At 66.2% G+C, this 23,410-nt stretch carries 25 protein-coding genes; 10 read left to right on the forward strand and 15 right to left on the reverse strand.

Features of this window, described 5'->3' with window-relative positions:
- Window positions 1-10 precede the first annotated feature (10 nt).
- From AABM56_RS17780 to AABM56_RS17790, 3 genes are read left to right on the forward strand one after another with little or no spacing between them, the layout of a single operon-like run.
- On the forward strand, window positions 11-1,213 hold the full coding sequence (locus AABM56_RS17780) for a DUF4350 domain-containing protein (protein WP_263258853.1): 1,203 nt from the start codon (window positions 11-13) through the stop codon (window positions 1,211-1,213).
- Window positions 1,210-2,205, forward strand: coding sequence for a MoxR family ATPase (locus AABM56_RS17785; protein ID WP_133862534.1), 996 nt, complete (start codon window positions 1,210-1,212; stop codon window positions 2,203-2,205). Before AABM56_RS17780 ends, AABM56_RS17785 begins: the two co-directional genes overlap by 4 nt.
- The gene (locus tag AABM56_RS17790) at window positions 2,202-2,996 is read left to right on the forward strand and encodes a hypothetical protein (protein ID WP_133862535.1); all 795 of its coding nucleotides are present in this window, start codon (window positions 2,202-2,204) and stop codon (window positions 2,994-2,996) included. Before AABM56_RS17785 ends, AABM56_RS17790 begins: the two co-directional genes overlap by 4 nt.
- Here AABM56_RS17790 and AABM56_RS17795 read toward each other — a convergent pair.
- Window positions 2,981-3,343 carry a PilZ domain-containing protein gene (locus tag AABM56_RS17795; RefSeq protein ID WP_007162035.1) on the reverse strand — a complete coding sequence of 121 codons (363 nt, stop codon included), beginning with the start codon at window positions 3,341-3,343 and terminating at the stop codon, window positions 2,981-2,983. The two genes, AABM56_RS17790 and AABM56_RS17795, sit on opposite strands and share 16 nt — an antisense overlap.
- 57 nt (window positions 3,344-3,400) lie before the next feature.
- Entirely contained in the window at window positions 3,401-3,787 is a 387-nt protein-coding gene (locus tag AABM56_RS17800; protein WP_133862536.1) for a tol-pal system YbgF family protein, read from the reverse strand.
- A gap of 196 nt (window positions 3,788-3,983) precedes the next feature.
- Between AABM56_RS17800 and pyk the strand changes: the two genes are divergently transcribed.
- Window positions 3,984-5,435 (forward strand): pyruvate kinase, encoded by a 1,452-nt coding sequence (gene pyk / locus AABM56_RS17805; RefSeq protein WP_133862537.1) that lies wholly within the window; start codon window positions 3,984-3,986, stop codon window positions 5,433-5,435.
- A 97-nt stretch (window positions 5,436-5,532) separates the two neighbouring features.
- On the opposite strand, the gene AABM56_RS17810 is transcribed toward pyk, so the two are convergent.
- Window positions 5,533-5,703: a hypothetical protein gene (locus AABM56_RS17810; protein ID WP_166655937.1), complete on the reverse strand. Its 171-nt coding sequence runs from the start codon at window positions 5,701-5,703 to the stop codon at window positions 5,533-5,535.
- 124 nt (window positions 5,704-5,827) lie between these two features.
- Between AABM56_RS17810 and AABM56_RS17815 the strand changes: the two genes are divergently transcribed.
- A complete protein-coding gene (locus AABM56_RS17815; protein WP_133862538.1) occupies window positions 5,828-8,443 on the forward strand; it encodes a DEAD/DEAH box helicase in 2,616 nt (871 codons plus the stop codon).
- Window positions 8,444-8,522: 79 nt separating this feature from the next.
- On the opposite strand, the gene AABM56_RS17820 is transcribed toward AABM56_RS17815, so the two are convergent.
- On the reverse strand, window positions 8,523-8,996 hold the full coding sequence (locus AABM56_RS17820; RefSeq protein WP_133862539.1) for a phosphate-starvation-inducible protein PsiE: 474 nt from the start codon (window positions 8,994-8,996) through the stop codon (window positions 8,523-8,525).
- Between the two features lie 207 nt (window positions 8,997-9,203).
- Between AABM56_RS17820 and AABM56_RS17825 the strand changes: the two genes are divergently transcribed.
- Window positions 9,204-10,010 carry a SirB1 family protein gene (locus AABM56_RS17825; protein ID WP_133862540.1) on the forward strand — a complete coding sequence of 269 codons (807 nt, stop codon included), beginning with the start codon at window positions 9,204-9,206 and terminating at the stop codon, window positions 10,008-10,010.
- Here AABM56_RS17825 and AABM56_RS17830 read toward each other — a convergent pair.
- From AABM56_RS17830 to AABM56_RS17840, 3 genes are all read right to left on the reverse strand, one after another.
- Window positions 10,007-10,696 (reverse strand): LrgB family protein, encoded by a 690-nt coding sequence (locus AABM56_RS17830; protein ID WP_133862541.1) that lies wholly within the window; start codon window positions 10,694-10,696, stop codon window positions 10,007-10,009. The two genes, AABM56_RS17825 and AABM56_RS17830, sit on opposite strands and share 4 nt — an antisense overlap.
- Window positions 10,689-11,072 carry a CidA/LrgA family protein gene (locus AABM56_RS17835; protein WP_166655938.1) on the reverse strand — a complete coding sequence of 128 codons (384 nt, stop codon included), beginning with the start codon at window positions 11,070-11,072 and terminating at the stop codon, window positions 10,689-10,691. Before AABM56_RS17835 ends, AABM56_RS17830 begins: the two co-directional genes overlap by 8 nt.
- 112 nt (window positions 11,073-11,184) lie before the next feature.
- A complete protein-coding gene (locus AABM56_RS17840) occupies window positions 11,185-11,634 on the reverse strand; it encodes a flavodoxin (protein WP_133862543.1) in 450 nt (149 codons plus the stop codon).
- A 221-nt stretch (window positions 11,635-11,855) separates the two neighbouring features.
- Here AABM56_RS17840 and AABM56_RS17845 point away from each other — a divergent pair, with 221 nt between their 5' ends.
- The 4 genes from AABM56_RS17845 to AABM56_RS17860 all read left to right on the forward strand — a co-directional run bounded on the left by AABM56_RS17845 (window position 11,856) and on the right by AABM56_RS17860 (window position 13,855).
- The gene (locus AABM56_RS17845) at window positions 11,856-12,416 is read left to right on the forward strand and encodes an antibiotic biosynthesis monooxygenase (protein WP_133862544.1); all 561 of its coding nucleotides are present in this window, start codon (window positions 11,856-11,858) and stop codon (window positions 12,414-12,416) included.
- A 96-nt stretch (window positions 12,417-12,512) separates the two neighbouring features.
- Window positions 12,513-13,211: a dihydromonapterin reductase gene (gene folM / locus AABM56_RS17850; protein WP_133862545.1), complete on the forward strand. Its 699-nt coding sequence runs from the start codon at window positions 12,513-12,515 to the stop codon at window positions 13,209-13,211.
- A 15-nt stretch (window positions 13,212-13,226) separates the two neighbouring features.
- The gene (locus AABM56_RS17855; RefSeq protein WP_133862546.1) at window positions 13,227-13,520 is read left to right on the forward strand and encodes a DUF1244 domain-containing protein; all 294 of its coding nucleotides are present in this window, start codon (window positions 13,227-13,229) and stop codon (window positions 13,518-13,520) included.
- Complete coding sequence (locus tag AABM56_RS17860; protein WP_133862547.1) at window positions 13,517-13,855, forward strand: HopJ type III effector protein; 339 nt, start codon at window positions 13,517-13,519, stop codon at window positions 13,853-13,855. The genes AABM56_RS17855 and AABM56_RS17860 overlap by 4 nt, the downstream gene beginning before the upstream one ends.
- Window positions 13,856-13,912: 57 nt before the next feature.
- Here AABM56_RS17860 and lpxC read toward each other — a convergent pair whose 3' ends face one another.
- From lpxC to murD, 8 genes are all read right to left on the reverse strand, one after another.
- Window positions 13,913-14,827, reverse strand: a complete 915-nt coding sequence (lpxC, locus tag AABM56_RS17865) for a UDP-3-O-acyl-N-acetylglucosamine deacetylase (protein ID WP_017640702.1) — start codon at window positions 14,825-14,827, stop codon at window positions 13,913-13,915.
- A gap of 109 nt (window positions 14,828-14,936) precedes the next feature.
- Window positions 14,937-16,118 (reverse strand): cell division protein FtsZ, encoded by a 1,182-nt coding sequence (gene ftsZ, locus AABM56_RS17870; protein ID WP_133862548.1) that lies wholly within the window; start codon window positions 16,116-16,118, stop codon window positions 14,937-14,939.
- Between the two features lie 53 nt (window positions 16,119-16,171).
- Window positions 16,172-17,416: a cell division protein FtsA gene (ftsA, locus tag AABM56_RS17875; RefSeq protein WP_017640704.1), complete on the reverse strand. Its 1,245-nt coding sequence runs from the start codon at window positions 17,414-17,416 to the stop codon at window positions 16,172-16,174.
- A 16-nt stretch (window positions 17,417-17,432) separates the two neighbouring features.
- Complete coding sequence (locus tag AABM56_RS17880) at window positions 17,433-18,287, reverse strand: cell division protein FtsQ/DivIB (protein ID WP_133862549.1); 855 nt, start codon at window positions 18,285-18,287, stop codon at window positions 17,433-17,435.
- Window positions 18,288-18,352: 65 nt separating this feature from the next.
- Entirely contained in the window at window positions 18,353-19,768 is a 1,416-nt protein-coding gene (murC, locus tag AABM56_RS17885) for a UDP-N-acetylmuramate--L-alanine ligase (RefSeq protein ID WP_218568719.1), read from the reverse strand.
- Between the two features lie 34 nt (window positions 19,769-19,802).
- Window positions 19,803-20,873, reverse strand: a complete 1,071-nt coding sequence (gene murG / locus AABM56_RS17890) for an undecaprenyldiphospho-muramoylpentapeptide beta-N-acetylglucosaminyltransferase (RefSeq protein ID WP_133862551.1) — start codon at window positions 20,871-20,873, stop codon at window positions 19,803-19,805.
- Window positions 20,863-22,062, reverse strand: a complete 1,200-nt coding sequence (gene ftsW, locus AABM56_RS17895; RefSeq protein ID WP_133862632.1) for a putative lipid II flippase FtsW — start codon at window positions 22,060-22,062, stop codon at window positions 20,863-20,865. The genes murG and ftsW overlap by 11 nt, the downstream gene beginning before the upstream one ends.
- Window positions 22,062-23,405 (reverse strand): UDP-N-acetylmuramoyl-L-alanine--D-glutamate ligase, encoded by a 1,344-nt coding sequence (gene murD, locus AABM56_RS17900; protein ID WP_347883574.1) that lies wholly within the window; start codon window positions 23,403-23,405, stop codon window positions 22,062-22,064. The genes ftsW and murD overlap by 1 nt, the downstream gene beginning before the upstream one ends.
- Between the last annotated feature and the right edge of the window lie 5 nt (window positions 23,406-23,410).

Consider the following 23,410-nt stretch of genomic DNA (forward strand, 5'->3'; position numbering starts at 1 on the left):
CTCTCTGCCCATGCGTTCAGTCGATCGGCTCTCCCTTCGCTTCAGGTGCCGAGGTATCGGCGTACGCCTGGGCGCCGCCGTCTGGGCGTTGACCCTGTCCCTGGCCTGCCTCGCGCAGCAGGAGCCGCTGTCCTGTCCCCTGCCGCCGCAGTCCGACAGTGGTCCGGGCAGCCTGCGCCTGACCCATCAGGGACTCGACAGCCGGACCGCACGCCAGCTCGCCACCCAACTCGGCGCGACCACCCGCGGCACCGATCCCCAGGCGCTGGCCGCGGCCTACCTGCAGCATTTCGGCAGTCGGGTGCGGCACGGCCAAGCCGAACAGCTCGCCGAGCTGCCGGCCGGGGACGTCAGGTTCTGGCTGGCCGGCAATCCGCCCCTGGCGGAGACTCAGGCGCAGACGCTGCTGGACTGGGTCGAGGCGGGCGGCCATCTGGTGGCCGTCGCCGATGACAGCACTCTGGCGCTCAGCGCGACCCTGGGCGTTCGCCCCATGCCGACCCGCGAGCTGGGGGGTGCCGCCCCACCCATCATGGCGCTGCCGCTCTGGCCCAACCTGACCCAGCTCTATCTCGCCGAGGACGACGCCCCCGCCTACCTCAGCTTCGACGACAGCCGCCATCTGTTCGATGTCGGTGATCAGGCGGTGGCCTGGGCCAGCAGCGCCAGCGCCACCCATATGCTGATGCTGCCCTGGGGCGACGGCAGCGTGACGCTGCTGTCGGACACCGCGCTTTGGAGCAACGCCCACCTCGCCCAGTACGACAATGCCTGGCTGCTGTGGTACCTCACCCAGGGCGCGCCGGTGACCCTGATCGCCCCGGCGCCACCGCTCCCCCTGTGGCTGGACGCCTTGCAACGCTATGGCCTGGCCCTGCTCCTCCTGACGCTGGCGGCGGGTCTCTGGCTGAGACGCCGCCAGGACCATCCGGCGCCCCGGCGTGACGCCAGACGCTGGCCCGAACTGATCGCCACCCTGCAGCGCGATATCCAGCGCGAGGTGCGCCGCCGTCGCCCCGAACTCACCGATCAGACTGTGGCCGAGCGCTGGCAATATCTGGCGCGCCTGAGCGGTCTGAGCACCCGTGTGGTGGGCGAGGCGATGCGGCCCAGCCCGGCGCGCCTCTCCACCCGCGACTTCACCCGCCGCATCGCCCAGCTGCGCCTGTTGCGCCTGGCCGTGCGCGCCCCCGTTTCCGAGGACTTCCGATGACCGACAGCTCTGCTCCTGACGCCACCCCGGCGGACCCCGGCGAAAGCGGCGTCAAGGCCCGCGCCCTGGCCCGACTGCAGGCCCTGCGACAGGCGCTGCTCAAGGTGCTGCCGCAGCAGGAGGCCGCCGTGGACGGTCTGCTCGCCACCCTGCTGGCCGGCGGTCACCTGCTATTGGAAGGTCCGACCGGCTCCGGCAAGACGCTGCTGGTTCGCGCCCTGGCCGCCAGCCTGGACGCCGGCTTCGCCCGGCTGCAGTGCCATCCGGCACTGACCCCTGCCGAGGTGGCCGGCGAAATCGTCACGGACGCCGGCAGCGACAGTGCCCGTCTGCGTCGGGGGCCCCTGTTCAACTCCCTGGTCCTGCTCGAAGAGCTGCAGCGGGCTCCGCCAGCGATCCTCAACCTGCTGGACGACGCCCTGCAGGGTCGCCAGCTGAGTCTGGGCGGCCGCCCGGTGCCCCTGCCAGCGCCCTTCATGGTGATCGCTACCCGCTCCTCAAGCAGCGATCTGCCGCTGGCGCTACGGGATCGCTTCCTGGCGCACCTGCGACTGGAGTGGCCGGCAGAAGGCCAGGAGCTCGCCGCCCTGCGCCAGGCTGTCCAGCAGGCTCACGGCGATCCCCTGGAAGCGGCGACCCTGCGCCCGCTGCTGCAGGCGCGGGATCTGCCAGCCCTGCAGCGACTGGTGGCCGGCCTGCCGGTCGCGGAGCCGGTCCTCGAGCATGCCGTGCGCCTGATCCGCCTCACCCGGGAGTGGCCGGCCTTCGAGCAGGGCGCCGGGCCGCGCGCCGGGCAGGCCTTGCTGCGTCTGGCCCAGGCACAGGCTTTTCTGCGGGGTGGCGACAGCGTGACGCCCGAGGATGTGCGCACCCTGCTGCCCGCCGTGCTGCGTCCACGCCTGCGGCTGACCCCAGAGCGCGAATTCGAGGGCGACAGCCTGGATGGGCAGATCCTCAAGCTGCTGGGACAGTGTCCGGCACCGCGCCCATGATCCAGCGCTGGCTGCCCCTGGCGCTGGGCGCCCTGGCTCTGCTCAGCCTGATCCTGGGCTGGCTGGCGCCTCTGCGCTGGCAGGCCCTGCCGGCCGCAGGGGCATCGCTGCTCCTGGGGCTGGCCCTGCTGGAGCGCCGGCACTGGCGAAAGATCCGGGCGAATCCGCTCATCGCGCAGCCAGCCAGGGCACGCCTGCGGGCGAACACGCCTGTGCAACTGCTGATCGCCAGCTCGGGACTGGTAAAGACCGACGGACGCGGAAGCCGCGAACAGGCACTGGGCTTCTGGCAGGCGCTGGCGGCCAGCGGCAATGAACTGCGGCTCTACGGCCTCGATCCCGAGCTGCGCCTGCTGGCGGCGGCCACACCCGCTCGCCCCCTGAAGCCTGATGTCCTTCCGCGGTCGGTCCCAGGCGCGACGGCTGATTTCAAGGCGGCGCTGGCGCGGCTTTGCAGCCAGGCGCGACCCGGCAGTGTCCTGGTGGTTCTGGCGCCACTGGATGAAGCCAGGGTGGCCTGGCTCGGTCGTCTGGATCCGGGCCGACGCGGCCTGCAGCTCTGGCTGGTCGATACCGCGCTGGAGGAGCTGGCAGAGCCCGACGACATCCGTACCTGGCGCGACGCCTGCCGCTATGCCGAGGCCTGGCAGACCAGGATTCAGGGCGAGCGTCTGGCCGCGCGCCTGGAGAGAAGGGGAATCCACTGGCTGCCTGCCAGCGCGACGGCGGATCTGCAGAGCCGCCTGTTGCAGCTATGGAATGCCGGCGATCCGGATCAGGCCGCCGACTGAGACAGGCGGCCGAAGGTGAAATAGTGCTGCAACACGTCGATCAGCTCGGCGAATTCCGCTGGCGGTTCGGCGACGCTGAAACCCGAGTCATAGTTGCCCGGGGTGACATCTTCGTGGCTCCACTGGCAGCGGGCGTCGAAGTCGACGAAGTGCAGCTGACCGTCCTGCCCCGGAATCTTCAGCCGGAGTTCGAAACGCGCATTCACCAGCATGGGCAGTTGGCTGATCATCAGCAACCCCTCGCGGGAGATGTTGCCGATGTAGCCCATGGGCTTGTCGGTGAAGCGGTTGAACACCTTCAGATAGTAGGGCAGCTGGTGGCGCTCGATACGACGATTCTGAGTCATGGTGCGATTCATCCTGCACACGGTAAAGCCACTTTTACCGACAACGTCCTGGAAAGCTCAGCGCTGCGGTAGTTTTCGCACCGGTTGGGGCGTCGCAACGGCCGTTCCGCCATCTAGCCCCAATTGGCGCAGGGTGTCCAGTCGGGCCTGGGCCCGAAAGGCGTATTCGCTGGCCGGAAACCGGACCTGGATGAAACGATAGGTCTGAGCGGCGTCGGCGTACAGCTGCTGCTGCTCGAGACACTGGCCACGCAGCATGGAGAATTCCGGCTGCAGCCAGGGGCGGGCGCGACCCTTGCGCTCGGCCTGGGAGATCTGCAGCAGGGCATTGGTGCAGTCGCCTTCAGCATAGGACTTGTAGGCGGCGTCGAGATAGGAATTCATCGAAACGCTGGTGCAGCCGGTCAGGCCGAACAACAGGAACAGGCAGAGATAAGGGCGCATGGAAAGTCCTCCTGTTCGCTAGATCGGCGCCGGGGCGCGCTTCTTGAGGGCAAACGACCATTGGTGTGACGGAGCTGCGAAAAGCCGTCATGTGCTGGCCACGCGACAGCGCTACAATGAGGTGCGCTTCGTGTTCTACGTCGACTCGGCGCTGAGGCGCCGACTCATGGTTGCAATCCGCTAAAGGAAAGACTGCATGATTTATCGCCGTACCAAGATCGTCGCCACCCTCGGCCCGGCCAGCAATTCTCCGGAAGTCCTCGAGCAGCTCATCATCGCCGGCATCGACGTCGCCCGCCTGAACTTCTCGCATGGAACGCCCGACGAGCACCGGGCCCGTGGTCAGCTGGTACGGGATCTCGCCGCCAAGCACGGTCGCCATGTCGCCCTGCTCGGCGACCTCCAGGGTCCGAAGATCCGCATCGCCAAGTTCGTCAACAAGCGCATCGAACTCAAGGTCGGCGATCCCTTCCGCCTGTCCATCGCCCATCCCCGCACCGAAGGCACCGAAGAAGTGGTCGGCATCGACTACCCGGGCCTGGTCACCGACTGCCGCGTGGGTGACGAACTGCTGCTGGACGATGGCCGCGTGGTCCTGCGCGTGGAAGGCATGACCGCCACCGAATTGCATTGCACCACCCTGATCGGCGGCCCGCTGTCCGATCACAAGGGCATCAACCGGCGTGGCGGCGGTCTCACCGCCCCTGCGCTGACCGACAAGGATCGGGACGACATCAAGCTGGCCGCCTCCATGGAGGTCGACTACCTGGCCGTGTCCTTCCCGCGTGATGCCGAAGACATGCACGAAGCCCGTCGCCTGATGGAAGCCGCCGGTGGCAAGTCCTGGCTGGTGGCCAAGATCGAGCGCGCCGAAGCCGTGGCCGACGACGAAGCCCTGGACGGCCTGATCCATGCCAGTGACGCCGTGATGGTGGCCCGGGGCGACCTGGGCGTGGAAATCGGTGATGCCGAACTGGTGGGCATCCAGAAGCGCATCATTTCCCACGCCCGCCGCCTCAACAAGGCGGTGATCACCGCGACCCAGATGATGGAGTCGATGATCAGCAGCCCGATGCCGACCCGTGCGGAAGTCTCCGACGTGGCCAACGCCGTGCTGGACAACACCGACGCGGTGATGCTCTCCGCCGAGAGCGCCGCCGGCCAGTACCCGGTGGAAGCGGTCAAGGCCATGGCGCGCGTCTGCGTCGGTGCCGAGAAGCAGCCTACCAGCAAGCTGTCCAGCCACCGCCTGGGCCATACCTTCACCCGGTGGGACGAGAGTATCGCTCTGGCCTCCATCTACGTGGCCAACCACTTCCCGGGCGTGAAGGCGATCATCAGTCTGACCGACACCGGCTACACCCCGCTGATCATGTCGCGCCTGCGCTCCTCGGTGCCGATCTTCTCCTTCGCCTCCAGCCGCGCCACCCAGGCCCGCACCGCGCTGTTCCGCAACGTGCACACCATTCCCTTCGACCCGACCACCATGCCGGCGAACAAGGTGAGCCAGGCGGCGGTGGACGAGCTGCTCAAGCGCGGCATCGTCGAGCACGGTGACTGGGTCATCCTCACCAAGGGCGACAGCTACACCAAGCGTGACGGCACCAACACCATGAAGATGTACCGCGTGGGCGACCTGCTGGTCTGATCCCTGCCGCCGGTCCTTGACCGGTGCTGACGAAAGCCCCGAACAGGCGACTGCTCGGGGCTTTTTCTTGGGCGCGGGTGGCACCTACAGGGCAGCGCTAGAGACCCTTGAAGGCGAGGTAGGCCAGGTGCAAGGCCGCCGCACCCAGCACGCCCAGGCTACAGACGATGAGGATGCCACGCTGCAGCGAGCGCAAGCGCCCCTCACGGCGGGCCGCCAGGCGCGTGGCATCGAGCAGCGCAACGTTGGCCAACGGTGATTCACGCATCGTTTCGCTCCCCCGGTCTCTTAATGCACTATATTCTCATTCTCACATAGATCAAGGGAGTCCGACGAGCGACTACCGGACTGTGGCAGAATAGCCGGTTTGGTGCGAACAGCCTGGGTGAACGATGGCGTTACGTTTCGAACGGCTCAAGTGGCAGGACTGGAAAGGCGCCTTCACGGAGCGCAACTACGAGCGCGGTCGGCGCCTGGCACTCGACGGCCTGGTGCAGCTGCGCTCGGCAGCCAGGGGCCAGCTCTATGCCGAGTGCAGCAGCCCGGCCGGACCGGCCTATCGGCAGGCGATCAGCCTGCGCGCGGGCGAGACCGCCTGGCGGGTCGACGCCCGCTGCACCTGCCCGGTCGGCCGCAACTGCAAGCATGCCGCCGCCGCCCTCATCGAGCTCGAACGGCTGCAACGCAGCGAGGCCGACTTGCCGGCCACGCCGGTTGCCAATCCGGAGCTGCCGCAACCGGTCCTGACCCTCGGCAGCCATACCCAGATCGATTACGACCGGCACATCGGCAAGATGCGACCCACGGTGCGCCATCGCGCCGCCCTGGCCTTTGCCTATGGCCCGCGGCGACTGTTCGGTACCCCGCCGCGTACCCCGGACGCCGCCTATCCCGCGCGCCAGTTGCCGGCCGAACAACGCTGGCGGCAGACGCTGCTCGATCATGGCCTGCGCCTGGCCACCCGGCGCAGCGCCGCGCTGCCCGACGACAGTGGCGAGATGTTCGAATTGCCGGACGACCCCGCCTGGCTCAGATTCGTGCAGCAGGTCATCCCCGGTCTGCGCGAAGCCGGCTGGCAGATCGAGGCCCATCCCGAATTCACCTTCGACCTGACACCGGTGGAAGGCTGGTACGGTCACCTCGAAGAGGTGCAGGATCCGACCGCCGCGAACGGCCAGTTCGATGTCGAGCTGGGTATCCGCCTGGGCCAGCGCCGCGTCAGCCTGATTCCGCTGCTGATCGACGCCCTGCGCCGCGAACCCTCCCAGTACGAGCCGGCGATGCTGGCCAAGCGCGCCGACGACGAACCCGTGTTGTTGCGCATCGATCCTCCACGCCTCGCCGGCCCGCAGGGCCGGGTACAACGGGTCGCCGTGCCCCTGGGTCGGCTCAAGCCGATCCTGCAGATCCTCGGCGAGCTTTATGCGACCGACCGCCTCACCCAGGACCGTGCCCTGCGCCTGCCGCGCCTGGACGCCGCGCGCCTGGCCGAGCTGGACGAGCGCCTGCCGCTGGAATGGGAAGGCGGTGAACGCCTGCGCAGCTTCGCCGAGCGGCTGCGCAGCTACGCGGCCGAGCCCGTCGTCCTGCCGGACACCCTGCACGCCGAACTGCGCCCCTATCAGCGCGACGGCGTGGCCTGGCTGCAGGCGCTGCGCGAACTGGAAGTGGGCGGCATCCTGGCCGACGACATGGGCCTGGGCAAGACGCTGCAGACCCTGGCGCACATCCTCGTCGAACAGGCCGCCGGGCGCCTGACCGCACCGGCATTGATCGTCATGCCGACCAGCCTGATCCCCAACTGGCAGGACGAGATTGCCCGCTTCGCCCCCGGACTGCGCGTGCTGACCCTGCAGGGCAGCGCCCGCAGCAGTCGCTTCGAGCGGATTCCCGAGCACGATGTGGTGCTCACCACCTATGCCCTGTTACCCCGCGATGCCGAGCGCCTGGCCAACTACGATTTCCACCTGCAGGTGCTGGACGAGGCCCAGTCGATCAAGAATGCCGCCACCAAGGCTGCCCAGGCCGCACGCCACCTGCGTGCCCGCCATCGTCTCTGCCTGACCGGCACGCCGCTGGAAAACCACCTGGGCGAACTCTGGTCGCAATTCCACTTTTTGATGCCCGGCTGGCTGGGCGACGAGAAAGGCTTCAAGCAGGCCTATCGCATTCCGGTGGAGCGCGAAGGCGATGTGCAGCGCCTGGCGGCGCTCAAGGCACGGGTGCGGCCCTTCATGCTGCGCCGCACCAAGCAGCGGGTCGCCAGTGAGTTGCCACCCAAGACCGAGATCGTCCAGCTGGTCGAGCTCAGCACGGCGCAGCGCGAGCGCTACGAAGACCTGCGGCTGCTGCTGGACGAACGCGTCCGCGCCGAAATCGCCCGTCAGGGTATCGGTCGCAGCCAGCTGCTGATCCTCGATGCCCTGCTGCGGCTGCGCCAGGTCTGCTGCGATCTGCGCCTGGTACCCCACGAAGACGCCAGCGTGGCCAAGCCCTCGGCGAAACTGGCGGCGCTGAACGAGCGCCTCGACGCCCTGCTCCCCGGCGGTAGTCGGGTCCTGGTGTTCTCCCAGTTCACCAGCATGCTCGATCTCATCGCCGCCGACCTCGACCAGCGCGGCATCGAGTACGTCACCCTGACCGGCGAAACCCGGGATCGGCGCACCCCGGTGCAGCGCTTCCAGAGTGGCGAGGTGCCGGTGTTCCTGCTCAGTCTCAAGGCCGGCGGCAGCGGTCTCAACCTGACGGCGGCGGACACGGTGATCCACTTCGATCCCTGGTGGAATCCGGCTGCCGAGCAGCAGGCCAGCGACCGCGCCTACCGCATCGGTCAGGATCGTCCGGTGTTCGTCTACAAGCTGATCGCCCGCGGTACGCTGGAAGAACGTATCCAGCAGCTGCAGCAGGAAAAGGCCCGTCTGAGCGCCGGTATCCTCAGCGAGAACAGTGGCGACTGGCGCCTGACCGAAAGTGACCTGGCCCAGCTGCTGGCACCACTGGATCGCTAGCAAGCCAGGTCGACTGTCGCTCCTGACGACGCGGGGCAACCGGCGGCGTCAGGAGCAGAGCGGAAAAGCCCGCACCGCGCTACTTGTCGCCCGCACCCTCGCCCACCACATCCCCCGTCGCGTCCAGCACCTTGCTGGAAGGGAATCTGTTCGAGGCGACGCGGACCGCCAGCACCGACAGCGACAGCAGGAAGATGCCGCCGCAGAGATACAGCAGCCCGACATCCGGCGGCCGATGATGAGAGACATCACCGATCAGGTAGCGGGTCAGGGCAGTGATGGCGATATAGAGCAGAAAGCGGATGGGCAGGTGGTTGGTCTTGAAGTAGATGCCGACCATGGCGCCCAGCTCGAGATAGATGAAGAGCAGCAGGATGTCATCGATGCTCGCCTGGCCCTTGTTGAACATCTCCATGAAGGCCATCACCGAGGCCCAGGCCGTGGCCGCGCCAATGGCGAACAGGCCGAAGTAGTGGAAGCCTTCCACCATCAGGTTGCCGAGGGAGTTCGCCCCGTCGTGCATGCGTTTGCGACCGCTGTCTGCCCATTTCATGGCCTGCCACCCCACTGCCGTGTCCGAATACACCCACCTGCAGACTCGTCCATGTTGAAATTCCCGTTCTCAAGGTTGCTCTGGCACCAGCCGCTCTTATAGCGAGAAGCCGGACCGCCGACCAGTGCGCAACTGTCGCAGACTGGACGGCCCGCCGCTGGCAGGCTAAAACCTGAGGAAAAGCCCGCAAGGGCTCTGGAGTCTACTGTGGAAGCGCGTCTATCCTGCCTCGCCTGCCTGGACCGGCCCGATCCCCGGCTGCTGGAAGCTGCTCTGTGGATCGCGGCCGAGCACCATGACCAGATCGATCCGCCGGCTTTGCTACACTCGCTGGACGATCTGGCGCTGCGCCTGGTCGCCACCCTGGATGGCGATGCCAGTCAATCCGAGCGTGCCCAAGCCTTGTTGCGGCAATTGTGCGATGCCGGCTTTCGCGCCGCCGAGTGGCCCCTGAATCCCACCGCAGCCCTGCTCGACGAGGTCCTGGCAAGGCGGCGCGGCCAACCCCTGTCGATCGCGCTGGTAGCCCTGGAACTGGCGCGGCGCCTGGAGATCGACCTGCAGGGCATCGGCTTTCCCGGGCACTTCCTGCTGCGCGTCCCCGGCGCGGATCACCTGCTCGAACCCTTTGGCGGACGCCGCCTGTACATGAACGACTGCCGTCAGTTGCTGGTGGATCAGTTCGGTCCCGCCGCGCAACTGCAGGCGAGCTACCTGGCGCCCCTCGGTCCGCGGCAGATGATGCAGCGCCTCTCGCGCAATCTGCGTGAACTGCATCGCCAAGGCGACCAGCCGCTGGCCGCGCTCAAGGATGCCCAGCGGGTCATCGAGCTGGGCGCAGTCGGGGTCATCGATCACCTGGCGCGCGCCGACCTGTACCGCCAACTCGATTGCCCCCAGGCCGAGCGCTATGACCTGCAGCACGCCCTGCTGATCAGCGAAGATGACGCCGAACGCGAGCAGGTGCGACGGCGGCTGGAGCAACTGGGCGCGCCTTCCGCCACCCTGCACTAGCCGCGCAGCAACCAGAGCACCAGCTGGGCGCCAAGCAGATTGCTCAGCCCGGCCAGCACCATGACCAGGCCGGCCACGGTGCCCTCCTCCAGACCGACCTCGTAGGCCTTGCTGGTCCCCACGCCATGGGCACCCATGCCGAACAGGGCGCCACGGGCCAGGGCCGACTTGAGCGGCAGCAGCTTGATCAGCAGGCTGCCGAGGATGGCGCCACCCAGGCCGGTGATCATCACGAAGGCCGCGGTCAACTCGGGGACACCCCCCACGGTGGCGGACATCGGCATGGCGAAGGGGGTACTGATGGAGCGCGGCAGCATGGACAGCAGCACCCGGTCATCGAGCAGCAGCAGGCGGGCCAGCAGCCAGGAACTGCCGATGGCCACGCCACTGCCCACGCAGAGGCCGGCCAGCAGCGCCTGCCAGTAGCGCGCCAGCAAGCGGCGTTGCTGCCAGATCGGCACGGCGAAGGCCACCGTCGCCGGTCCCAGCAGGGTGATCAGCCAGTGGCTGTAGTGGGCGTATTCGGCATAGCTCACCTGCTGCCAGAGCGTGGCGGCATAGAGCAGCACCGTGACGAAGATGATCGGACTGACCACATACCAGCGCAGGCGCGCATAGAGCACGCGGCTCACCACGTACCCGGCCACCGTCAGCAACAGCCAGAAGAGCCCGGGCAGATCAGGCATCGCGACGTCCCCGACGGCGGAACATCCAGTCCACGGTACAGGCGGTCGCGATCATGGTCAGCACGGTGCTGAGCAGGATGGCCAACAGGATGCGCACGCCCTCCTGCCGTAGCAGCGGGCCGTAGTCGAGCAGGCTCAGCAGCGCGGGAATGAAGAACAGCAGCATTTCGCCGAGCAGCAGGCGCACGCCGCCCTGTAACCACTCGGGTTCGACGATGCGCGCGGCCAGCAGCACCAGCAGCATGGCCAGACCTACCACACCACCCGGTACCGGCAAGGCGAAAGAGGTCGCCAGCCAGGTACCCACGGCCCACAACGCGCCCAATCCGCACAGCTCCAGAGCCAGGCGCAGATATCTATTCACCCAGGGCTCCATCTCAAATCTTCATCAGGCGCTCAAGGATACCGAGGCTGAGGGGACGAGGACAGCAAACCGGACCAGGCGGCGGGATCAGCACGGGTAAAGCAGCTTTGCAGCCTGGGCAAGATCAGCCCAGGGCGGCGATGACCTCGGCGACCCAGCGCTCGGCATCTTCGTCCGGCGTCACCGTTTCACTGGCATCGATGCGCAGCATGGGCAGCAGTTCGCGCAGCCCCAGCTCGGCGAACAACTCCTGCATCAGCTCGCCGCCACCGCAATAGGTGTCACCATAGCTGGAATCACCCAGGGCCAGCACCGCGCCGGGCCGTCCGGACCAGGGCGGCAACCGATCGCGCAGCTGGAAATACAGGGATTCCAGGTTGGCGGGCAATTCGCCCATGCCGGTGGTGGAGGTAATGGCCAGCAAGGCTTCGGGTGCGAAGGCCTCCAGGCTGCCGAGATCGGCATTGGGCTGGTGCCAGACCTCATGGCCTGCCGTGGTCAACCGCGCCTTCACCTGTCGGGCGATATCTTCCGCGGTGCCATAGACCGAGCCATTCAACAGTGCGACTTTCATACGGACCTCTTGCGTGGAATCCCGCCCAGTATGCCTGGCGCGGCCCGCGCTTGGCGCTCCGTCAGCAAGATGGCTCCGCTGGCAACCCCGGCTGCAGCCAGGGGTCTCAAGGCTTGTTATGCTAGCGCCGCCTGCTACCCCAGGCGTTTTCGCCACCTGTCCGCCTACCCGGCGGCATGACGGCATCCGGCCTATCCGGCCCGATCGCCCGGAGTTGGAGCATGAATCAGCCTGTTACCCTCATGGTCGCGCGGCGCGTCGCGGCCGGCCAATACGATGCCTTTCTGATCTGGCTGCGCGAAGGCGAAGCCCTGGCCACCGGGTATCCCGGCTATCTCGGTTCGGGGGTCCTGACCCCGCCTCCAGGCGACAATTTGGTACAGATCATCTTTCGCTTCGCCTGTCCCCAGACCCTCGACGCCTGGGAACACTCGGAGACGCGGCGCCTCTGGCTGGAGCGTGGCCAGGGCCTGTTCGAAGCGCGCCTGGCACGGCGTGCCCAGGGCATGGACGACTGGTTCGGCGCGGGCATCCAGCCGCCGCCGCGCTGGAAACAGAGCATCGCCGTCTGGCTGGCGTTTTTTCCCATCTCGCTGCTGTTCAATGCCGCTTTCGGCGATTACCTGGCGCATCTGCCGTTACTGCCGCGCATCCTGCTGAGCACCCTGATCCTCACCCCGGTGATGGTCTGTGTCTTCATTCCGCTGATCACCCGCGCGCTGAAGGGCTGGCTGCACAGTGCCTCGTCGCGGACCGGCGACTGGCGCGGTAGCGCCCGCTAGGCCAGCACGGATCGGCCTGCATCCTGACGCGTCGAATGCGTACAATGGCCACGGCCAGCCCCCTGGCCGCTTCGCTCATCAGGATCGGGTACCCTCATGTCCGCAACCCTTCCCCTTCTGGTCACCGGCGCCAATCGCCGCGTCGGTCTCGCCTTGACCCGCCGGCTGCTGGCGGAGGGCCAACCCGTCATCGCCGTCTATCGCGACGATCCGGGCCCCTTGCGTGACCTTGAGATCGAGGCCTATCAGGTCGATCTGGCGGAAGAGGCACAGCGCGACACCCTGCTGCAGCAACTGCATGAACGCCATCCGGCATTGCGCGGCATCGTGCACAACGCTTCGGTCTGGGTCGAAGACGGCCTGGAAAATCTGCGGCTGCTCTACCGTCTGCATCTGGAAGCGCCCTACCACCTCAATCTGGGCCTGCAGGACCTGCTGCTGGCCGCGCCGCGGGCCGACATCATCCATATCGGCGACGACAGCGCCACACGCGGCAGCCGCAATCACATCGGCTACGCCGCCACCAAGGCCGCCCTGCACAATCTGACCCTGTCCTTTGCCGAAGCCCTGGCACCCAGGGTGCGGGTCAACACCATCGCGCCGGGCCTGCTGATCTTCAAGGAAGGCGCAGACGAGGCCTATCGCCAGGCGACCCTGGACAAGGCGCTACTGGATTTCGAACCCGGCGCCGATCCCATCGTGGATACCGTGTTCTATCTGCTGTCGACCCAGTACGCCACCGGCAGTACCTTTACCGTCAACGGCGGGCGCCACCTACGCCACGGCCGCCGCTAGCAAGAGGAATCAGTCATGACCGAACAAGACCACCTGGAACTGGAAGCCGCTGCCTTCCGCACCCTGGTCGAGCACCTGCGCAAGCGCACCGATGTGCAGAACATCGACCTGATGAATCTGTCCGGCTTCTGCCGCAACTGCCTGTCCAAGTGGTACAAGGCAGCGGCCGACGACAAGGGCCTGGAACTGAGCCTGGACGATGCCCGTGAGGTCGTCTACGGCATGCCCTATGCCGACTGGAAAGCCCGGTACCAGACCGAGGCCTCGCCAGCCCAGGCCGCGGCCTTCCAGGAGCAGCAGAGCAAATGAGCGATCTCGCCAGCTTCCGCGCCAGCCTGGCCCAGGGCGACCATGCCTTCGCCGACACCCTGGTCTTCATCGCCGAGCACTACCACTACCAGCCCACGGCCTTTCGCAACGGCGAGGTGGACAATGCCGCGGGCCAGAACGAAGGCTCCTGCAAGACCCTGGGTCTGGCCAGACTCGAGGGCCTGAGCGATAAGGAGGCCCTGCTGGCCTTTGGCGAGCACTATCGCAGCGTGTTGCAGACGCCCGAGGGTAGCGATCACGCCAATATCCGCGCCCTTATCGCCCACGGCCTGGCCGGCGTGAACTTCCAGGGCGAGCCCCTGACGCGTCGCTAGACCTTTTCAGCGAACAAAAAAAGCCCTGCGAATGCAGGGCTTTTTCTTGGACCGGGCTTAGACCGCAGCCGCGGGTCTCATGTAGGAAATCGGTGCCAGACCGGAGTCTTCGAAGGTCACCACTTCCCAGGCATCACGATCGGCCAGCAGCGCACGCAGCAGGCGATTGTTCATGGCATGGCCGGACTTGTAGCCGCGGAATTCGCCAATGAGGCTCTTGCCGAGCAGGTAGAGGTCGCCGATGGCGTCGAGGATCTTGTGCTTGACGAATTCGTCTTCGTAACGAAGGCCGTCTTCGTTGATCACACCCTTCTCGTCGACCACGATGGCGTTGTCGACGCTGCCACCCAGGGCCAGGTTGTGCGAACGCAGGAATTCCAGGTCACGCATGAAGCCGAAGGTACGGGCACGGCTGACTTCCTTGAGGAAGGAGGTGCTCGAGAAGTCCACCGAGGCTTTCTGGGTACGGTTGTTGACCACCGGGTGATCGAAATCTATTTCGAAGGTCACCTTGAAGCCGTCGAAGGGCACGAAGGTGGCGCGCTTGTCACCATCGACGACGCTCACTTCACGCTTGATGCGGATGAACTGCTTGGCCGCTTCCTGTTCCTGCAGACCGGCGGACTGGATCAGGAACACGAAGGGACCAGCGCTGCCGTCCATGATCGGTACTTCGACCGCGGACAGCTCGACGTAGGCATTGTCGATCCCCAGACCGGCCATGGCCGACAGCAGGTGCTCAACGGTACCGACCTTGACGCCACTGTCACTGAACAGGTTGGTCGACATGGTGGTTTCACCCACGTTCTCGGCCCAGGCCGGGATTTCCACGACCGGATCGAGATCGGTGCGACGGAACACGATCCCCGTATCGACCGGAGCCGGCTTCAGGGTCAGGTAAACCTTTTCCCCGGAATGCAGGCCGACGCCAGTGGCGCGAATGGTGTTCTTGAGGGTGCGTTGTCTAATCATGCCAGGGCCGCTCGGTCGCAGGGTGCGAATGGTGTTCAACGAAGTCGCGATGATAGCAGATGCGAAAATCGATGCCCACTAATCACACCCTGGCTTGTGATATACCCGATCAATCAGCCTGACGACGCAGGAAGGCCGGGATGTCCAGGTAATCCAGGTCGTCGTTGGGATTGACCTTGGTCGCCGCTGCCGAGCCGCCATGATTCTGGCTGCCACGACCGGAGCGCATCGAGGTCGGGTACTTGAGGTCGTCGTAGTTGACCGGAGCACTTTCCTGACGGGCCGCGGCCAGGGTCTGAGCGGTGTTGTCCACCACCTTGACCGGCTTCTCGATGCGCGCACCCAGGCCGGTGGCGACCACGGTAACGTGCAGCTCGTCGCGCATTTCCGGATCGATCACCGCGCCGACCTTGACGGTGGCGTGCTCGGACGCGAAGTCCTCGATGATCTCGCCGACGGCGGCGTATTCACCCAGGGATAGATCCAGGCCAGCGGTGATGTTGACCAGGATGCCGCGGGCGCCGTGCAGGTTGACGTCTTCCAGCAGCGGGTTGCGGATGGCGGCTTCGGTGGCTTCGCGCGCACGGTTCGGACCGCTGGCGTGGCCGGTACCCATCATGGCCATGCCCATCTCGCCCATCACGGTCTTGACGTCGGCGAAGTCGACGTTCATCAGGCCGGGACGCTGCATGATGTCGGAGATACCACGAACGGCGCCGGCGAGGACGTCGTCAGCCTTGGCGAAGGCGGCCAGCAGGCTGGCGTCCTTGCCCAGAATGGTCAGCAGCTTCTCGTTGGGGATGGTGATCAGCGAGTCGACGCATTCGGACAGGGAGCGAATGCCTTCGTCGGCGACCTGCATGCGCTTGCGGCCTTCGAAGGGGAACGGACGGGTGACCACGGCAACGGTCAGGATACCCATCTCCTTGGCCACTTCAGCGATGATCGGCGCGGCACCGGTACCGGTGCCACCGCCCATGCCGGTGGTGATGAAGACCATGTCGGCGCCTTCGAGGACTTCGGCGATGCGCTCACGATCTTCCATGGCCGCCTGGCGGCCGATTTCCGGGTTGGTGCCCGCACCAAGACCCTTGGTGACGCCCGGGCCGAGTTGGAGCACGGTACGGGATGTGACGTTCTTCAGGGCTTGGGCGTCGGTATTTGCACAGATGAATTCGACGCCTTCAACACCGCTTTTGACCATGTGGTTGACGGCATTGCCACCGCCACCGCCCACGCCGATGACTTTGATCACGGCGCTTTGTGGAATGTTGTCTACGAGTTCGAACATGGTCCCCTCTCTTCCTTTCGGATCTTCGCCTACTGCCGCGGTTTAATTGTGAATTACAAGTTGCCCTGGACCCAACGCTTCATGCGTTCCAGGACTGTGGATTTGGTTTCGCTGCTATATCCGCCAGAAACAACCGGCAAGGGATCGGTCTGCTTTTGCAGACCATAGAGCAACAGGCCGACGCCAGTGGAATAGATCGGGTTGCTGATTACGTCAGTCAGACCCTTGACCGTCTGGGGCACCCCCAGGCGTACCGGCATATGGAAAATCTCTTCCGCCAGTTCGACCGCGCCTTCCATCTTCGCGGTACCACCGGTGAGTACGATCCCTGCGGGGATCAGATCCTCGTAACCACTGCGGCGCAGTTCCGCTTGCACCAATGTGAATAGCTCATCGTAACGGGGCTCGACCACTTCCGCGAGGGCCTGACGCGACAATTCTCGCGGCGGACGGTCACCCACGCTGGGCACCTTGATGGTTTCGCCCGGCCCAGCCAGTTTCGCCAAGGCACAAGCATACCGAATCTTGATTTCTTCGGCATATTGCGTTGGGGTTCTCAAGGCCATGGCAATGTCATTTGTGACTTGGTCGCCAGCAATGGGTATTACCGCCGTATGGCGGATGGCGCCCTCGGTAAAGATGGCTATGTCGGTAGTGCCGCCGCCAACATCCACCAGGCAGACGCCCAGTTCCTTTTCATCGTCGGTCAGCACCGAATAGGCCGACGCCAACTGCTCGAGAATGATGTCGTCGACTTCCAGACCGCAACGACGAACACATTTCTCGATGTTCTGCGCAGCGTTGACGGCACAGGTGACGACATGGACCTTGGCTTCCAGTCGCACGCCGGACATGCCGAGGGGCTCGCGCACCCCTTCCTGGTTGTCGATCACATAGTCCTGGGCCAGGGTGTGCAGCACGCGCTGGTCGGCGGGAATGGCCACCGCCTGGGCGGCATCGAGCACCCGCTCGATGTCCGCCGGGCTCACTTCACGATCGCGGATCGCCACGATGCCGTGGGAATTCAGGCTGCGAATGTGATTGCCGGCAATGCCGACGAAGGCCGAGTGGATCCGGCAACCGGCCATCAGCTGGGCTTCTTCGATGGCCCGCTGGATGGAGGCGACGGTGGATTCGATATTGACCACCACGCCCTTCTTGAGCCCGCGCGACGGATGGGTGCCGATCCCGACGATCTCGATCTGACCATCGGAAGACACCTCGCCGACCAGAGCCACGACCTTGGAAGTGCCGATGTCGAGGCCGACGATCATCTTGCCGCTTTGCACGCTTGCCATAGTAAAAAACTTCTCCTCAATGCTTGGCCGGTTCGGTCACGGGGGTGGCGGCGACAGCGGGATCACGCCAGGCCACGGCCAGACCGTTCGGATAACGCAGATCGATCCGCGCGATATTGTCCATCTGTGCCTTGAGCACCTGATCGTACAGGCGCATGAAGCGCCGCATCTTTTCCACCAGCTGGTCGCGGCCGAACACCAGTTCCAGGCCCTGACCGGTGGTGAGGTACCAGCTGCCGCGCTCATGCATTTCCAAGCGCGACACGGTGTAACCGAGCGGCCGGAGCATCTGGCTGAACATCTGGTACTGCTGCATCACCTGCTGCTGGGCCCGTTTGGGGCCGTACAGCCGCGGTAGATTGTCATAGTTGGCCAGATCCTGCGGGGCAAAAGCCTCACCCTGGTTGTTCAGCAGCGCCTCGTCGCCCCAGCGGGCGATGGGCATCTGCTCTTCCAGGCGGATGCTGATCTCGTCCGGCCAGACCCGGCGCACCTCGGCGTGGGCGATCCACGGCATGGTTTCCAGTTCGTGGCGCATGTCGGCCAGGTCGACCTGGAAGAAGGTGGTGCCGACAAAGGGCGCGATCCGCTGCTGCACCGCGGCCTGGCTGATGTAGGAGAGATCGCCCTTGACGCTGACCTTGGCGATCGGCCGGTCGGCATAGGGCAGCAATTTCTGGGCGCCCTCGTAGGTGCCGAAGCCCAGGCCCAGCAGCAGGAACGGCCAGAGGATGCGCTTGAGCAGGCCCAGACTGGGGCGTGGCAGGCGTGTCGACAGCGGCTCTTCGGCGACCAGGCGACTGGCGCCCCGCTGTTCGACGTTGCGCGACCGACCGAAGCCGGGCTGGTTGTGACGTAGGGTGGCGACCAAGGTTCAGCCCTCCACGTGCGCGCCGGCAACAGCGGTTGCCGGCAAGGGGTTGTACGGATGGCGGCTCATGCCGAACTCCCGGTGGTCGCGGCAGTGGCGAACAGCGGATGGCTGAGCAGTTGCGGCGCCAGTGCGCCGATGTCGCCCGCGCCCTGGCAGAGCAGGATGTCGCCCGGGCGCAGCAGTGGCTTGACCAGCGGCGCGATGTTGCTGCCGCGCTCGACGTAGATGGGATCGAGCTGACCGCGCTGGCGGATGCTGTGGCAGAGCTGGCGGCTGTCGGCGCCGGGAATGGGTTCTTCGCCGGCCGGATAGACTTCCATCAGCAAAAGGACGTTGGCATCGGCCAGCACCTGGACGAAGTCTTCGTAGAGATCGCGGGTGCGACTGAAGCGGTGCGGCTGATAGACCATCACCAGCCGGCGCTCGGGCCAGCCGCCGCGCACGGCCTTGATCACCGCGGCGACTTCACGGGGATGGTGACCGTAGTCGTCCACCAGCATGACGCTGCCCCCGGCGACCGGCAGTTCGCCATAGACCTGGAAGCGCCGCCCTACTCCCTGGAAGCCGGACAGGCCATTGAGGATGGCCTCGTCGCTGACGCCTTCGTCGGTGGCGATGGCGATGGTCGCCAGGGCGTTGAGCACGTTGTGCACGCCCGGCATGTTGACCGAGACCGCCAGCGGTGCGCGGCCCTCGCGCAGCACGGTGAAATAGGTGCGCATGCCTTCCTGGCGGATGTCCACGGCACGGACGTCGGCGTCTTCGGCGGTGCCGTAGGTGACGGTGGGCCGGGCGACCTGGGGAATGATCTCGCGCACCACCGGATCGTCGACGCAGAGCACGGCCAGGCCATAGAACGGCAGGTTGTGCAGGAAATCGACGAAGGTGCGCTTGAGCCGATTGAAGTCACCTTCGTAGGTGCTCATGTGGTCGGCGTCGATATTGGTGACCACGGCAACCATGGGCTGCAGGTGCAGGAAGCTGGCGTCGCTCTCGTCCGCCTCGGCGATCAGGTAGCGGCTGGTGCCGAGCTGGGCATTGGTACCGGCGGCATTGAGGCGGCCACCGATGACGAAGGTCGGGTCCAGGCCTTCGGCTGCGAACACCGAAGCGATCAGACTGGTGGTGGTGGTCTTGCCATGGGTACCGGCCACGGCGATGCCATGGCGATAGCGCATCAGCTCGGAGAGCATCTCGGCGCGGGGCACCACGGGAATGCGCTGCTCGAGGGCGGCGGAGACTTCCGGATTGGATCTGTTGATGGCACTGGACACCACCAGCACGTCGACCTGATCCAGGTTCTCGGCGCGGTGGCCGATATAGATGCGCGCGCCGAATTGCTGCAGGCGCGCGGTCACCGCGGATTCCCTGAGGTCCGAGCCCGAGACTTCGTAACCCAGGTTCAGCAGCACCTCGGCGATGCCGCACATGCCGACGCCGCCGATACCGACGAAATGGATGCGCCGGATGCTGCGCATGCGCCGAACTTCGGCCTGAATGGCACTTTGCGACTTAACCACGGGCAACCTCCAGACAGGCGTCGACGACTGCACGGGTGGCATCGGGTTTGGCCAGGGCACGGCTGCGAGCGGCCATGCCGGCAAGACGTTCGGGATGCATCAGGACCTCGGTAAGCTGCGCGGCGAGATCCGCCGGGCGGGTGGAATGTTGCGGCAGCACCACACCGGCACCGGCGCGCTCCAGGAAGCGCGCATTGCTGGTCTGGTGGTCGTCGATGGCGTGCGGCAGGGGGATCAGCAGCGCCGGCAGACCGGTGGCGGTCAGCTCGGCGACGGTCAAGGCACCGGCCCGGCAAATCACCAGATCGGCCCAGGCATAGGCGGCAGCCATGTCGGCGATGAAGGGCTGGACATCGGCCTCCACGGCGACGTTGGCATAGCGCTCGGCGGTCACCTCGGCATGCTGGCGGCCGGCCTGGTGGCGCACATTGGGTCGCAGGCCCGCGGGCAGCTGGGCCAGGGCGTCGGGCAGCAGCTTGTTGAGCGGCTCGGCGCCCAGGCTGCCGCCCAGTACCAGCAGATTGGCGGCACGCTCTTCCAGCGGCGCGCGGGTCACCGGGGCGAAGAGTTCGGCGCGCACCGGATTGCCGGTGGACAGACGCTTGGCGGACGCCGGGAAGGTGTCGGCGAAGCCTTCGCAGACCCGCGCGGCCATGGGCACCAGCAGGCGGTTGGCAGTGCCGGCATGGGCATTCTGTTCGTGGATCACCAGCGGAATGTTGCACAGCCTGGCGGCCAGGCCACCGGGACCGGTAACGAAGCCGCCCAGGCCCAGCACGCAGACCGGCTTGAGCCGGCGCATGAGACCCATGGCCTGCATGAGCGCCCCGCTGAGTTGCAGCGGCGCCTTCACCAGGGAGCGCACGCCCTTGCCTCTCAGGCCGGTGACCGGGATGTGGTGCAGGGTGATGCCGGCCTTGGGCACCACGTCGTTCTCGATGCCGCGCGGGGTACCCAGCCAGTGCACGGTATAGCCGCGGGCTTCGAATTCATGGGCGCAGGCCAGGGCCGGGAAGACGTGCCCGCCGGTACCGCCGGCCATGATGAGGACGTTAGCGGACATCGGCGAAATCCTCTTCGGTGAATTCCACATCCTCGGTATCTACCAGGGTGCGTCTCTCCCACTCGATGCGCAGCAGCAGGCCCATGCTCACGCAGCAGATCACCAGGGAGCTGCCGCCGTAGCTGAGGAACGGCAGGGTCAGGCCCTTGGTCGGCAGCAGGCCGACGTTCACGCCGATGTTGATCAGGAACTGGCCGATCCAGAGCATCGACAGGCCGTAGGCCACATAGGCCGAAAAGAACTGCTTGGACTGCTCGGCCCAGTGACCGATGAACAGCCCGCGCACGCAGACGAAGAGGAACAGGCCGACGGTGGCCATGGCCCCGATCAGGCCGAGTTCTTCGGCCAGCACGGCAAAGAGGAAGTCGGTATGGGCCTCGGGCAGATAGAACTGCTTCTGGATGCTGTTGCCCAGGCCGAGACCGGTCCAGCCGCCGCGACCGAAGGCGATCAGCGCCTGGGTCAGCTGATAGCCGGAGCCGAACTGGTCGGCCCAGGGATCGGTGAAGGTGATCAGGCGCTGCATCCGGTAGGACTGGGTCTGCACCAGCACGAACACCGCCAGCACGGCCAGGGCGACCATCATCAGGAAGCGGAACAGACCGACGCCGCCAAGGAACAGCATGGCACCGGCGGCGCCCATCATCACTACGGTGGCACCGAAGTCGGGTTCGCGCAGCAGCAGCATGGCCATCGGCAGGAGCACGATGAAGGGCTTGAAGAAGCCGGCCCAGGTGTGGCGCACCTCATGCTGACGACGAACCAGGTAACCGGCCAGATAGAGCACCACGAAGACCTTGGCAATCTCCGAGGGCTGCACGTTGAAGATGCCGAAGCCGATCCAGCGCAGGGAACCGTTCACCTCGCGGCCGATGCCGGGCACCAGCACCGCCACCAGCAGGAGGAAGGCGATGATCAGCAACGGAAAGCCGAAGCGCTGCCAGGTGGCCATGGGAATCAGCATCACCACGCCGCAGGAGACGAAGCCGATCGCCAGGTAGACCAGGTGGCGGTACATGAAGTACAGCGGATTGCCCGACTGGGCGGCGGCCACCTCGGAGGAAGCCGAAGTCACCATCACCAGGCCGAGGCCGAGCAGCAGCAGGCAACCCGCCAGCAGCGGGAAGTCCAGGTCGATGCCGTGGCGGCTGGCCAGCGGCGAGGGATAGGGGCGCAGCAGGCTGAGGATCATGCCAGAGCTCCCACGGCCTGGGCGAACAGCCGCCCGCGTTCTTCGAAGTTGCGGAACATGTCGAGACTGGCGCAGGCCGGCGACAGCAGCACGGCGTCGCCTGGCTGGGCCAGCCGGCGGCTCTCGGCCACGGCTTCTTCCAGGGTGGTGACACGCGCCTGTTGCACGGTGGCCGGCAGGATCTCGGCGATCCGTGCCGCATCGCGCCCCAGCAGCACCACGGCGCGACAGTGACGCGCGATGGGCTCGCGCAGGGCACTGAAATCGGCGCCCTTGCCGTCGCCACCAGCGATCAGCACCAACTGGCCGGCGATGTCATCACCCAGGCCTTCGACCGCAGCCAGGGCAGCGCCGACGTTTGTCGCCTTGGAATCATTGTAGTAGTTGACGCCCGCGACCTCGCCGACCCACTGGCAGCGATGCTCCAGACCCGGGAAGGCGCGTAGGGCCTCCAGCATGGGTGCCAGCGGCAGACCGGCGGCCTGGCCCAGGGCCAGCGCGGCCAGGGCATTGCTGTGGTTGTGGGTACCGCGGATCTTGAGTTCCTCGACATCCAGCAGGTTGTCGAAGGCCAGCGCCAGATAGCGATGGCCTTCCTCCTCGCGAATGCCGAAGGCACGGAAATCGGGCCGTCCCAGGCCGAAGGTCAGGCGCGGCACGTCATCGCCGATCAGCGGCCGCGACAGGGCATCGTCGCGATTGACCACCACCTGGCGGGCGCCACGGAAGATGCGGTGCTTGGCCTGGTGATAGGCCGGCATGCCGGTGTAGCGATCCATGTGGTCTTCGCTGAGGTTGAGCACCGTGGCCACCTCGGCATTGAGTCGCTCACAGGTCTCCAGTTGGAAGCTCGACAGCTCCAGCACATAGAGTTCGACGTCATCGGCCAGCAGGTCCAGCGCCGGGGTACCGAGGTTGCCCCCCACGGCCACCCGCTTGCCGGCGCGCAGCGCCATGTCACCCACCAGGGTGGTGACGGTGCTCTTGGCGTTGGAACCGGTGATGGCGACGATGGGTGCCCGGGCCTGGCGCGCGAACAGCTCGATATCGCCGGACAGCCGCACGCCACGGGCGGCGGCTTCCTGCAGCGCCGGCGTTTCCAGGGCCAGGCCGGGACTCACATAGAGCTCGGCCGCGCGGGCGAGGAAGTCGACATCCAGCTCGCCGCAGCGCACCTCGACCTGGGGATACTGGGTTCTCAGGGTCGCAAGTTCCGGCGGCTGTTCCCGCGTGTCGGCCACGGCGAAGGGCACGCCCCGGCGCGCGAGAAAGCGCACCAGCGACATGCCACTCTTGCCGAGGCCGACGACGATACGGAACTGGTCGGAAGCGATGAGCACTGCGA

This window comes from Pseudomonas aestiva, from assembly GCF_039908605.1.
In the GTDB taxonomy this organism is placed as follows: domain Bacteria; phylum Pseudomonadota; class Gammaproteobacteria; order Pseudomonadales; family Pseudomonadaceae; genus Chryseomonas; species Chryseomonas aestiva.